Genomic DNA, 12,565 nt, shown 5'->3' with positions numbered 1-12,565 from the left:
CAATGCAATCGTCCCAGAACGAAATCGACAGCGCATCCTTACGACAGTTATTTCAGAAGTCGGCAGATATTCATTTTCAAAATTACACGTTCAATGGCCATTCAGTCATCTTCATTACATGTGAAGCGATGATCGATCAACAACTGCTCCATGAAGTCATTGTGCCACGTGTCAACCAGTTCATCAGTACGTTAGAAGAAAAGCCAACCGTGGCAATGGTTGAGTCAAAATTGCACATTCCTGATTTGAAAGCAGGACATGACTTGGAAACAATCATCCCGCTCGTTTATACGGGGCATGTCCTGTTTTTCTTTGAGGATTCCGGACTTCTCTTCACAAGCAATATCGCAAAAAAACCGAATCGCAATCCGGAGGAAACACGATTAGAAGTGCCTGTCAAAGGTCCTCGGGACAACTTCATTGAAGACGTTTCTGTCAACATCGCCTTAATGCGGAAAAGGTTGCCGACAAACTCATTATGCGTGGAAAAATTCGAATTGGGGATACGCTCCAAAACAACTGTAGCACTTTTATATTTCGATGATATCGCGAGCAAAGAGATACTGTCCGACATAAGGATACAGCTACAGAATGTGGATATCGACATTGTTATCAGCCCTACACTTCTAATGGAACTTATAAATAAAAACTCCACACTTTTTCCACGGATCGATTATACGGGGCGCCCGGATAATGCCGTTCAGTCACTTGTAAGAGGCCGATTCCTAATCTTTGTTGACGGAGCTGCATACGGCGTCGTTCTACCTGTTAATCTGTTTTTGCTTGTAAAGACGGGGGAGGATAATGAAACTCCGGTCATCTACGGTTCCATGCAGCGTTTAATGCGCATCTTCGGATTATCCATCGGCTTAACATTGCCGGCATTTTGGCTTGCCTTGACAACCTATCACCAGAACCAGCTGCCATTGCAATTATTAGCGACAGTCGTACAAGCGAATACTGGGCTTCCCCTTCCTTCATCCATTGAAATGCTCCTCATGCTGCTCATGTTCGAGCTGTTTCGGGAAGCCGGTTTGCGTCTGCCGACTGCGTTAGGAGGAACGATCGGCGTCGTCGGCGGTTTAATCATTGGCGACGCCGCCATCCGGGCAGGCATTACAAGTCCCGCGATGATCGTCGTTATCGCCATCTCAACAATTGCAACATTTACGTTAGTGAACCAATCGCTAGTGAACGCAGTGAGTGTTTTGCGCATCGGCTTCATCCTACTCACTGCATTTTTAGGGTTATTCGGCCTTTTTATCTCAGTTTTCCTTACGCTTGTTTATTTATCCAACATAAGGACTTTCGGCGTCCCTTACTTGAATATTGCGACCGACTTAAGCTTTAAAACAATAATGAAATCACTATTACGGCTTCCACAGAAATCGTATACAACACGTCCTAAAATGATGAACCCGACTGACCAAACACGTATGAAGAAGGTGGATAAGGATGAATAATAAAATGCTCGGTTTCCTTCTACTCCTACTAGCGACATTGCCCTTATCCGGCTGTTGGGATAACAATGAACCTGAAAGGATGTTGTATATCAACGGGGTCGGCATCGACTATAAAAACGGACAATACGAGCTGTATGCCCAAATCATTAATTTCGCCAATACGGCCAAATCCGAGCAGCCGACAAACAATGAAACAACACAAGCTGAAGTAGGTCATGCTTCCGGTAAATCATTGGATGAAGCAGTTTCCAAGTTGTATCATACCGTAGATCAAAAGGTCTTTTGGGGACATTTATCCTACTTGGTCTTTTCAGAAGAAGCAATGAAAGAAGTGAAATTAAGTCCGGTTATCGACCTTTTTATCCGATACAGAGAAACACGCTATCAAATTTGGGTATACGCAACAAAAGATCCTGTAGAAGAAGTTCTATTATTGAGACCCGTCATTAACAAAGCCATTACGTTGTCAAAATTAGGCGACCCAAGAAACTCCTACGAACAGGAGTCATTTATTAAATCGACCAATATCCGAGAATTGCTAATCCAATTGAACGAACCGAGTCATGAAGCTAAGATTCCACTTATCACGATTAAAGACAATTGGGAATCAATTAACGAGACGATAAAAGCCCCCTATCTAGCCGGAGCAGGAATCGTTACCCCGAATGGCTTCAAAGGATTCATACAAGATGTTGAAGCAAGAGGAATGAGGTGGATGACGAATGATACAGTGAGATCGCAAATGACCGTTCAAACGGAAAGTGGAAATGATATCTCACTTGTCATAGAGAATGTAAAGGTGAAAATCAAACCTGTCATTGTACACGGAACGGCTAAGTTCGACATTGACGTATATGGCGATGCCATTGTCGATATCATTACCGACTCGGCAACACCAAAAGAGCTAGAAAAGTTGGTGAAGAAGGAAATGGAAAAACAAATACTTACGACTTACGAGGAAGCATTAAAAATTGATGCCGATATCTATCGATTATCAGAGCAATTGTATCGACAGAACGTAAAAGAATGGAAACGGCTTCACAAAGATGGGAAAGTTGAACTGACTAAAGACTCAATCCGAAACCTCAACATCACAATCGAAAAACTTTCCTCCCCACGAAAAACATTCGAACAAACAATAGACTGAATTGCGTCGGTGCCTGTGCAAATTGTGTCGGTGCCTGTGCATGGTGCATTTATGACAATTCAATCAAACCTATATAAATGCAATGGGAAGCTAGTCAAATGGCGATTTGATCAGCTTCCCCTTATTCATTTATACAATTGTAGTGAATAAATTGAATTGTGGCGGTGCCTGTGCACGGTACATTTATGACAATTCAAAGGAATTCATAATAATACATCAGTAAACTTACCAAACATTAATTTGGTTGGCTTTCCATTTTTTATTTATGCAATTGTAGTGAATAAACTGAATTGATTGCTGCACAGGCACCGCTTTTACTTCGAGGGGCATGAACTGACAATGTAAAGGAGATAAGTGTAGAATAGAAAAAACTGCTTAAAAGAGGAACAACAAATGCCTAAAACTCAACAAAAAACACCTGTATGGAAATTGTTTGCTCGCGGCGCCATGGTTATGCTCGGTGCCCTCATTGCCGCCTACGGATTAGAATCTGTGCTCATTCCAAACAAAGTATCTGATGGAGGCGTGACAGGTCTAAGTATCGTCGGATCCGAATTATTCGGTTTTCCATTAGGACTTCTCATTGCGATTTTGAATATTCCTTTCGTCTTTTTAGGCTATAAACAAATCGGGAAAAGCTTTGCCATCTACTCCGTGCTCGGAATCGCCACCCTTGCGATCAGCACGAGTTTGATGCACCATGTTCCGATAATCATTCACGGCGATACGCTATTAATCACGGTCGTCGGCGGAATCATCCTCGGTTTCGGAATGGGGTTAGCTCTGCGTAATGGCGGGGCTCTTGACGGAATTGATATGTTAGCTGTTTTGCTTTCCAGAAGAATGCCCTTTGGTACAAGTGACTTGATTTTGTTCCTGAACGTCTTCGTTTTCGCTATCGTCTCGACGGTTTTCGGGCTTCAAGGGGCTTTCCTATCCGCCATCGCTTACTATATCGCCACTAAAGTGATCAGCATTGTTGAAGAAGGACTGAGCGGTTCTAAAATGTATAAGATTATTACGAGCGAACCTGAAGATATGGTCGAAACGATCCGCGACCGTCTAGGCCGCAGCTCGACTTACAGTATCGTTCAAGGCGCGTATTCCAATGAAGAATTCAGGGAGATCACGTGCATTATCAATCGGCTGGAAGATAGCAAAATGAAGGAAATTATTCTTGAAATCGATCCGTCAGCGTTTGTCACTGTTTACGAAGTCGCCGAAGTACGAGGCGGAAGCTTCACAAAGCGGAACATCCATTAAGAAATTGCGCGAGAATTGTGTCGGTGCCTGTGCAAGGCACATTTATGACAATTCAATAAAACTCATGAAAATACAAAGGGAAGCTGATCAAATGTTGAATTGATCGGCTTTCCTATTTTTTTATACAATTGTAGTGAATAAACTGAATTGTGCGTTGCACAGGCACCGGTTTAATTATTAATATACTTCTCAAACACGTCGCCGAAATCTTTGACGTGGTATTTGTCACGGGCCGATGTTATCCATGAGAAACCGAATTCGGTCAATTGTTTGTATTGGTCAGCCATTTGGATGTCGGACGGTCTTGAATTCTCCAACACTTTGGCGGCCTTATCTAGACTCTGTGTCGCTATTTCGAATAGGACATTGTTTTCATGGGCTTTTTCCGAAATGTACACCAATGCTTTGTACAGATCATTCAATTGCGCGAGTTGCTTTTTATCGACGTCGATGCTGTATGATTGATTTCCTAACGTGAACTTGATTTCAACATCCAAATCGATTTTGCCCGCGGTCTCCAGAAGGACATCAGTGATTTGATATTGCGAATATGGGTACCGTTTCAACACGCGCTTCGAAGAGACGGCCTTGTCGCCATCAACGTGAATAAAAGCTATGTTCGTAAAGCAATACTCATCCGCCTTCGTTTTAATTAAGAAATAAATCTTTTCATTATCCTCATGTCGAATATAATCATCCGCATCCGTCTTATCATAATCCTCAGGTCCAATGATTTTACCGATATCCGATAAACCAAGCGCATCTGAAGCCAGTTTTTTCAGCATCTGAACGACCTCTTCCTATCTTGAATTCTTACACCTGAATTATAACATTTATATAGATGAATGAAATCCATTTATTTGAATTGTGTGGGGTGCCTGTGCATGGTACAATTATGACAATTCACTTTCAAGAATAAAAATACAGTTGCGTCTAGCTCAAATGTTGGTTTACCGCGATACCCGTCCCCACTTTATGCAATTGTAGTGCATAGTCTGAATTGTTCGCTGCACAGGCACCGGTGATCTCACATGAAACCTTCCATGAACTGTGTCGTATATGAATAGTATTACTAAAGGGCATAGGAGGAGGTGGGCAGCGTGTTGTTTGTTTATCTTGCGATTATCATTTTTTCGATCCCGGGCGTGATGGTACTGTGGTCGGCGATTGATGTGAAGTCGGGAAAAAGGGAAAGGGTCCAGTGGAAAATTCCGGTCATCCTTTTGCTCTTATTTACTGTGATCGGCGTCAGCATCCAAATTTATTTAGATCAAAAATACAACTTCCCATTTTTGCAAACGAGCGTTGAGACTATCATCGCCATGAGCATTATCGGGCTTATTTCCGGCATCATCATATTCATTAATTTTATTATCACAAAAACCGCAGGGAAAAGACTGCCTAAATCCGTGCATGATCCGAAAACCGTAAATTATCTCGCGGCGGCTTTTGCGATTTATTTCTTCATAACTTTTTTTATTACATTGCCGACTGGCAAAAAAATCGCCTTCGCAACATCCATCAATCAAGCGATTGAAGCGACGAGCACAACTACGGAAGCTTTCCCTCTTGTGTTAGTGACTTCCGAAAGAGAGTGTCTGCCGAAGAATAGGTCGCGCTGTCACGACGCACCATTTAACAATCAATATTTCATTAAAAACAACATAGGTAAGACGCAGGAGGTGCAAGTGAAGATTCGGGCGCTCAACAGCAATAATCAGGAAATGAAAGTGATTGATTCCAACATCATGACGTTGAAGCCGGGTGAAATGCGCCTAGTGGAAACCGAAGAAACGAACAGGGATGCGAGTATTTGGAATCAATATTCATTCCAAACAGACGGCAGAGTAACGAACTACCAGCATATGCTCCGCCATCGAGATCCGGAATGACTTGGCATTCCCTATCCAAAAATCGTTTCCATAGGAGTCAGCCCGTCGGTTTGCTATACTACACGTGTCAACGTATCGGAAGGGAGATCTTACTATGCAGAACATAGCTGGAAAAAACGCGATTATTACAGGGGCTGGGCGTGGGATTGGCCGTGCGACGGCAATCGCTTTCGCGAAGGAAGGGATCCATGTAGGACTTATCGGAAAGACTGAGGAGAATCTTAAAAAGGTTGCCGACGAGCTTAGTGAGTATGGCGTCAACGTTTCTATCGCTGCTGCGGACGTGGCGGACAACGAATCTGTGACTGCCGCTGTCGAGCATGTCAAATCGGAACTCGGTCCAATCGACATCCTCATTAACAACGCAGGCATCGGCAAATTCGGCAAGTTCCTTGAGCTCACTCCGGAGGAATTCAAACAGATCATCGACGTCAACCTGATAGGCATCTATAACGTCACCCGCGCAGTGTTGCCGGAAATGATTGACCGCCAAACAGGTGATATCATTAACATTTCTTCAACTGCGGGACAAAAAGGCGCTCCTGTCACAAGTGCATATAGCGCATCCAAATTCGGCGTGTTGGGTCTGACGGAATCACTCATGTTGGAAGTGAGAAAGCACAACATCCGTGTCACTGCCTTGACGCCGAGCACAGTTGCAACCGACTTGGCGTTTGAAGAGAACCTGACTGACGGCAATCCAGATAAAGTGTTGCAACCGGAAGACCTTGCGGAATTGATGGTCGCGCAGCTGAAACTGCACCCGCGCGTCCTGTTAAAATCGGCTGGCCTATGGTCGACAAATCCTTAATAATGAAACGTGGGACCCTATTTTAGGGTCTCTTTTTCATGTCACCATTTCATTTTGCTGAATAAATCCATCAACAACGCCTTGCCCTCCCCATTGATTTCCCAACCCGCTATTTCCTCTAACAGGCTATCTTTCGATCGGAACCCTTTGACGAAGCCGTTCAGGCGGGCGGCAAATGTGGAGTTGAGGAGCAGGCCCGATGCTGGGTACAGGTTGTGTAATTGCTCGAGCGCTTTAGGATACCGCCTCAAATAATATTTCTGGTGGCGTTCTTCTGCCAACGTAAAGTCCGTAAATTGCGCAATGTCGGTTTCAATGGCTTCACCAAAATCCGTTTCCATTTCCTTCTTCACACGCTCAGCAGCTTCAAACTGCTCTTCATTGCGGCAGCGCAGCAGCGACAAATACTGGCGCCCCTTGTACTGATCGCGGTTCGGATAGTGGTTCCGCCAAAAATGACGCAGGACGTCCTCATAACGTAAAATCGCCGGATCGAAATCGATTTCCACAGTTTCCGTATGATCGCCCATTTGCCGATACGTCGGTGAAGGCGTTGTTCCACCCGCATAGCCGACACGCGTCCGGATCACGCCAGGCAAACTTCCGAACCTTGCATCCGGTCCCCAAAAGCACCCCATCCCGAAAGTCGCCGTCTCCAAAAGTCTACCTTCGTACAACCCTTTTTCGATCAAATGAATATCCACCAAAATCCTCCTTTCTCATTTAAATTGTGTCGGTGCCTGTGCAAGGCACATTTATGACAATTCATTAAATCGTATATAAATACATATTAAAACCCAACAAATATTGAATTGATAGGATTCATTCAAGTTTATTATACAATTGTAGTGTATTGTCTGAATAGTGTCCTACACAGGCACCGGTGCAATTAGCTCAATTTGAAAAAGGCGCCTCTATCGGCACCCTTTATAGCTTACCCAATTCATCCAGAAATGCAGGACGGTTTTTGTACGTCTGTTTCAGCTCTTCTACCAAATTCAGTTGGGCTTCTCGGCCGGCTACTTTTCGGAAGCGCTTTAATACTTGGCACACTTCCTTATATTGCTTTCGATGGATTGCATTTTCGGCCATCGCTTTCACATGGTATTCGAATAACCAAATCGCCTCATCTTTGTGGGAGTCCATCAAGTATTTCAAATAACGTTCAACTGACGAGGGATTTTCACGTACATATGCAAGGATGGCATCAATATCCTCTTCAGCCTCGATAAGCTGGACATACACCCGTTCATTCTCTTTCGCCAATTCCTGCTTCAACTCATTATAAAAAGAAGGATGATCGTCCCCAGCAAGTTCCTTCAATTCCCAGTAATACTCAAATTCCCCTACCATCATTAGCTCACGCCCGATTTTCATTTGCTCTTCAAGAAAATTTAATTGTTTATACGCTCTAAACCGCCATTTTTTCCACCGTGTCACCAAGCCGCGATAGTCTTTATCCATGCGCTCCCCTTCAGCAGCCAACGCCAACACGCTTTCGTAGTTGCCTTCCTTCATTTCATACTGCATCAATTGTTTCCGGAAAGAAGGGTAGTTTATGTTCTCTTGTAGGAACTGCCTCGCTTCCTCCATCGTGCCGTGGGTTTCAATAATGTCATACAGCAAGTTGAAAATCCGTTCATTCGCATACCGGCCATAATGATTTGCAGACGAATCTTTTATCATTGATTCCAATTCATTCGTCAACGTCTTTCGCAACTGTTCGTTCCCTGCAAATTTCATGCAGACACCGAGCACGTCAATCCGAAAGTCGTCCCATCCTTCAAATACGTCGGATTTCGACAAATGAATAAGCTTGTCCAACATCTCGCTTTGCTCTGCAATCCCCAAAGGTACATCCGCTATCATATGCATCGTTTTGATCGCCCCGTCAATTAAACCGCCGATATCTCCGCCCGAGTCATCTGCATATTGAAAGGATTTCATCCCTTCTATTAACAGCAATCCCGCAATATCAATGGCAATCATCGGATCTTTCAACGTCTCCGCTTTATGGAGCACACCCGACAATTCATCCGCAAAGCCGCTAACATGTTTATATGTAATAAACCCTTCTCGGCCAACATACTTCTCGATGATGGAATCAATCATCTTCTTGCAACGAGCAAACTCATGCTGCTCATCGACGGTTGCATAGTTAAAGAGCAACTCATTATGTAAAATCGGGTCATTCTCCGCCAACTCAATCAGTATATCAATCAACTTCGCTTTGGATAGGTTTTCAAGCGTCGCAATCAAATCCGGCTGATCGGCCATTGCAGCGCCGCCCGTCGCCTCAGGTAAATCATTGCCCTTCAGTCTTGCAATTAATTCATAATAAACAGCAACCTCATGCTTACATACCAGCCCCAAATCGTGACAATCACAGCTAGACGAAAGGATATTGTTTTCCTCATCAAGCTGCACGGCAACTTCATACATATCCGCCCCTTCAACGAGTGCAGTGTACCGGCCGTCCCCTAACCGGCCAAGCTTTGAAACAAACCCAGCTTCATAATACTCAGAACCCCGGTCGACAATAGTAGCGTCCACCACCTCTTCAAACTGGTAAAGATTCATCGCCCTTCCCCCTCTTCCTCCCGCGCAATTTCTAATACTATACCTAATACGACACGCATCCGAAAAACCCTTCATTAAACCAAATTGCGCCGAAATTGCGCCGGTGCCTGTGCACGACACATTTATGACAATTCACTATTATGCATATAAATTCAATAATTGACGAAACGAAACGCTATGTGACGCAGTTATCTAGTCATTAATATACATTTTTGGTGAATAAACTGAATTGTATGCTGCACAGGCACCACCGTTTACTAGTTTCAATTGTTTGTAGTAAGTGTTATGCTTTAGATTGTATACTAATTTCATAACTATTTGACCATTAGGGGAATCCTTTTAAAGGACTGAGAGAAGAGTTGGACTCCGATACCCTTATTACCTGAACAGGTTTGTACCTGCGTAGGGAAGTGGCGTCTCTTTCGCTGTTATTTTTTTACACAATCAGTAGGCCGCTTCCTTACATGGGAAGTGGTCTTTTTAGTTACAGGAGGTATTTAATGGATGTAATTGCTGTGACGAACAGCCGGATGGAGAACTCGCAGCTTGTAGACGTTTTACTACGGATCGGGGACTTCATCGATCGTGTAATTTTACGTGAAAGGCTGAAGACGGATGCCGAGGTGATTGGACTGATTAGGCTCTTGCTGGAAGCCGGTTTTGATGAGAATAAAATCATTGTGCATGGACGTCCTGACATTGCGTTACTAACCGGAATACATCGTGTACAGCTTCCCGGTCACGGACTGCCCCTCGGTCTCTTACGATATTCTTTTCCGTCATTATCGTTTGGGCGATCCGTCCATTCCGTTGAAGAAGCGGTAATGGCGTATGAGGCGGGAGCTGATTGGCTGCTGTATGGGCATGTGTTTGAGAGCCCCTCAAAAAAGGGCTTGCCACCCCGCGGGACCGAGGAGCTCTTCAAGATGGCGCAGACCATCCCTTTGCCGATCTATGCAATTGGGGGTATTCGGCCCTGTCATGTAATTCCGCTTCAACAAGGCGGGGTTTCAGGCATTGCACTCATGTCCGCCGTTTTCAATAGCGGGACGCCCGAACAATCTTTGGCAACGTACAAGGGTGAATTAATAAGATAAACGCATTCAATGCGAATAGGAGGAGTTCTAATGGAAAAAGTCATCGAACTTAACGGGAAAAGTTATGAAGTACCGTCAGGGATTAATACGATACAGCAACTGCTGGATCACCTGAAGTTAACCGAACGCATTGCAGTTGTGGAAGTGAACCGCAGCATTCTGTCAAAGGATGCACACTGCAAACCTATCAATGACCGGGATCAAATTGAGATTATTCATTTCGTAGGAGGTGGATAAAAATGTTAACAATTGGGGATAAGACATTTAATTCAAGGCTTTTGTTAGGAACCGGGAAGTACCCTTCATTCGAGACGCAAAAAGAGGCCGTCCGGGTGTCAGAAACTGAAATCCTGACGTTTGCGGTCAGACGAATGAATATTTTTGAACCTTCGCAACCCAATTTCCTGGAGCAACTCGACCTGTCAAAATATACGCTCCTGCCGAATACTGCAGGAGCTAAAACTGCCGAGGAAGCAGTCCGGATCGCGAAATTAGCGAAAGCTTCCGGTCTTTGCGATATGGTGAAAGTAGAAATAATCGGTTGTGACCGTTCGTTGCTCCCCGATCCGGTTGAGACGCTGCGTGCTTCGGAAATGTTGCTAGAGGAAGGGTTTATCGTCTTGCCTTATACATCGGATGACGTCGTACTAGCCCGGAAATTATGCGAGCTCGGTGTCCATGCAATCATGCCCGGCGCTTCTCCGATCGGTTCAGGCCGCGGCATCGTAAACCCACTGAATTTGACATTTATCATCGAACAATCCGACGTCCCGGTCATCATCGACGCAGGAATCGGTTCGCCGAAGGATGCAGCTTATGCAATGGAATTAGGTGCCGATGGAGTCTTGCTGAACACTGCTGTATCAGAGGCGAAGGACCCAGTGAAAATGGCGCTTGCAATGAAACTCGCAATCGAGGCTGGCAGGCTCGGCTTCGAGGCGGGGCGGATGCCGGAACGGGATTATGCCGTTGCAAGCAGTCCGATGGAAGGGCTTGTCCCGAATTGAACTCAAAATATTCACGTCAAGAATTATTCGCGCCCATCGGTGTGGAAGGACAAAAGAGATTACGGGAAGCGAGCGTTTTCGTTTTAGGGGCAGGAGCACTCGGTTCTTCGGGTGCTGAAATGCTTGTCCGCGCAGGCATCGGGCGATTGACGATCGTCGACAGGGATATCATCGAGTGGACGAACTTACATCGCCAACAACTCTACACTGAGCAGGATGTCGTTGACCAATTGCCGAAAGCGGTGGCGGCCGAAAAGAGACTCAGGTCCATCAACAAAGACGTACAGATAACAGGAATCGTTACGGATGTGACGCCCGAAAACGTCCTTGACCTATTCGCCGGACATGATCTGATCGTGGATGCCACGGACAATATTGAAACAAGACTGCTCGCTAACGACGCCGCCCTGACACTCGGCTTGCCGTTTTTCATGGGGGCTTGCGTCGGCAGTTACGGCCTGACATTTCCGATTGGTGTCCAAAGCGGACAACCTTGCCTTCACTGTCTGCTCGACACACTTCCAGCACAGCATATGACGTGCGATACGGTTGGTGTCATCAGTCCAGTTGTCGTCACGACAGCTGCCCGGCAAATTGCGGGCGTTTTAAAATATTTGACGGGCACAAAGATTGAACCAAAGCTTGAATCAGTTGATGTATGGACTGAAGAGCGGGCATCCATCCAAGTGGCCGGATTTAAAAAAAGCGACTGTCCGAGCTGTTCGGAACATGCCAGTTATCCCTTCCTGACCGCCAACTTGTCAATCCGATCGGCAGTGCTTTGCGGAAGAGACACCATCCAATTGACATGGCCCGCAAACAGAAAGGTCGAACTGTCCCCTTTTGCCGAATCCATTCGGAAATCAGTATCCAATCTAAACCACAATCCTTATTTAGTCGCTTGTGAATACAATGGGCACCGCATCGTCTTGTTCCGGGACGGAAGAATGCTTATCCACGGCACAAAAAATATCGTGACCGCCAAAAAGATCGCAGCAGAGTTACTCGGATGAACACTTCCAAGCACCGCGGCGAAAGCAGGTGCCTGTGCATCGCGCATTTATGACAATTCAACGTTAGGTATATTAATACGGAGGGAAGCGAATCAGATGATGAGTTGATTGGCTTCCCTTCTTACTTTATGCAATTGTAGTGAATAAACTGAATAGTGTCGGTGCCTGTGCACAAAACATTTATAACAATTCACTACTTTACATAAAAATTCAATTATTAATGAAGCAAAATGCTAAGCGACGCAGTTAACTTGTAAGCAATATACAATTCTAGTGAATAAACTGAATTGAG

The 12,565-nt window shown here is 44.9% G+C and carries 12 protein-coding genes and 1 riboswitch; of the genes, 9 read left to right on the top strand and 3 right to left on the bottom strand.

The genetic code is table 11. From position 1 onward, the window contains the following. Nucleotides 1-2 precede the first annotated feature (2 nt). From NIT04_RS03040 to NIT04_RS03030, 3 genes are all read left to right on the top strand, one after another. Nucleotides 3-1,463, top strand: coding sequence for a spore germination protein (locus tag NIT04_RS03040; RefSeq protein WP_252502133.1), 1,461 nt, complete (start codon nt 3-5; stop codon nt 1,461-1,463). Further along, on the top strand, nt 1,456-2,610 hold the full coding sequence (locus tag NIT04_RS03035) for a Ger(x)C family spore germination protein (RefSeq protein WP_252502132.1): 1,155 nt from the start codon (nt 1,456-1,458) through the stop codon (nt 2,608-2,610). Before NIT04_RS03040 ends, NIT04_RS03035 begins: the two co-directional genes overlap by 8 nt. A 393-nt stretch (nt 2,611-3,003) precedes the next feature. Then, a complete protein-coding gene (locus NIT04_RS03030) occupies nt 3,004-3,873 on the top strand; it encodes a YitT family protein (protein ID WP_252502131.1) in 870 nt (289 codons plus the stop codon). Nucleotides 3,874-4,043: 170 nt separating this feature from the next. On the opposite strand, the gene NIT04_RS03025 is transcribed toward NIT04_RS03030, so the two are convergent. Beyond that, nucleotides 4,044-4,658 (bottom strand): PH domain-containing protein, encoded by a 615-nt coding sequence (locus tag NIT04_RS03025; protein ID WP_252502130.1) that lies wholly within the window; start codon nt 4,656-4,658, stop codon nt 4,044-4,046. 315 nt (nt 4,659-4,973) lie between these two features. Between NIT04_RS03025 and NIT04_RS03020 the strand changes: the two genes are divergently transcribed. Continuing rightward, on the top strand, nt 4,974-5,765 hold the full coding sequence (locus NIT04_RS03020) for a hypothetical protein (protein WP_252502129.1): 792 nt from the start codon (nt 4,974-4,976) through the stop codon (nt 5,763-5,765). Nucleotides 5,766-5,859: 94 nt separating this feature from the next. Further along, the gene (locus NIT04_RS03015) at nt 5,860-6,576 is read left to right on the top strand and encodes a 3-ketoacyl-ACP reductase (protein ID WP_252502128.1); all 717 of its coding nucleotides are present in this window, start codon (nt 5,860-5,862) and stop codon (nt 6,574-6,576) included. Between the two features lie 41 nt (nt 6,577-6,617). On the opposite strand, the gene msrA is transcribed toward NIT04_RS03015, so the two are convergent. Together msrA and NIT04_RS03005 are read right to left on the bottom strand one after the other, a co-directional pair. Beyond that, nucleotides 6,618-7,280 (bottom strand): peptide-methionine (S)-S-oxide reductase MsrA, encoded by a 663-nt coding sequence (gene msrA, locus NIT04_RS03010; protein WP_256470569.1) that lies wholly within the window; start codon nt 7,278-7,280, stop codon nt 6,618-6,620. A 223-nt stretch (nt 7,281-7,503) separates the two neighbouring features. Continuing rightward, nucleotides 7,504-9,156: an SWIM zinc finger domain-containing protein gene (locus tag NIT04_RS03005; protein WP_252502127.1), complete on the bottom strand. Its 1,653-nt coding sequence runs from the start codon at nt 9,154-9,156 to the stop codon at nt 7,504-7,506. 317 nt (nt 9,157-9,473) lie between these two features. Beyond that, nucleotides 9,474-9,582, top strand: a riboswitch (TPP riboswitch). Nucleotides 9,583-9,656: 74 nt separating this feature from the next. On the opposite strand from NIT04_RS03005, the gene NIT04_RS03000 reads away from it, so the two are divergent. Genes NIT04_RS03000 through NIT04_RS02985 form a run of 4 tightly spaced genes read left to right on the top strand, consistent with a single transcriptional unit; the run spans nt 9,657 to nt 12,273 of the window. Continuing rightward, a complete protein-coding gene (locus NIT04_RS03000; RefSeq protein WP_252502126.1) occupies nt 9,657-10,253 on the top strand; it encodes a thiamine phosphate synthase in 597 nt (198 codons plus the stop codon). Between the two features lie 30 nt (nt 10,254-10,283). Next, complete coding sequence (gene thiS, locus NIT04_RS02995; RefSeq protein ID WP_252502125.1) at nt 10,284-10,490, top strand: sulfur carrier protein ThiS; 207 nt, start codon at nt 10,284-10,286, stop codon at nt 10,488-10,490. Next, nucleotides 10,487-11,260 carry a thiazole synthase gene (locus NIT04_RS02990; protein WP_252503172.1) on the top strand — a complete coding sequence of 258 codons (774 nt, stop codon included), beginning with the start codon at nt 10,487-10,489 and terminating at the stop codon, nt 11,258-11,260. Before thiS ends, NIT04_RS02990 begins: the two co-directional genes overlap by 4 nt. Further along, entirely contained in the window at nt 11,257-12,273 is a 1,017-nt protein-coding gene (locus NIT04_RS02985; RefSeq protein ID WP_252502124.1) for a ThiF family adenylyltransferase, read from the top strand. Before NIT04_RS02990 ends, NIT04_RS02985 begins: the two co-directional genes overlap by 4 nt. Nucleotides 12,274-12,565 lie beyond the last annotated feature (292 nt).

The sequence above is a fragment of the Sporosarcina sp. Marseille-Q4943 genome, assembly GCF_943736995.1.
Lineage (GTDB): Bacteria > Bacillota > Bacilli > Bacillales_A > Planococcaceae > Sporosarcina.
The sequence above is the reverse complement of the archived record's forward strand: the minus strand, read 5'-3'. Positions and strand labels throughout refer to the sequence as shown.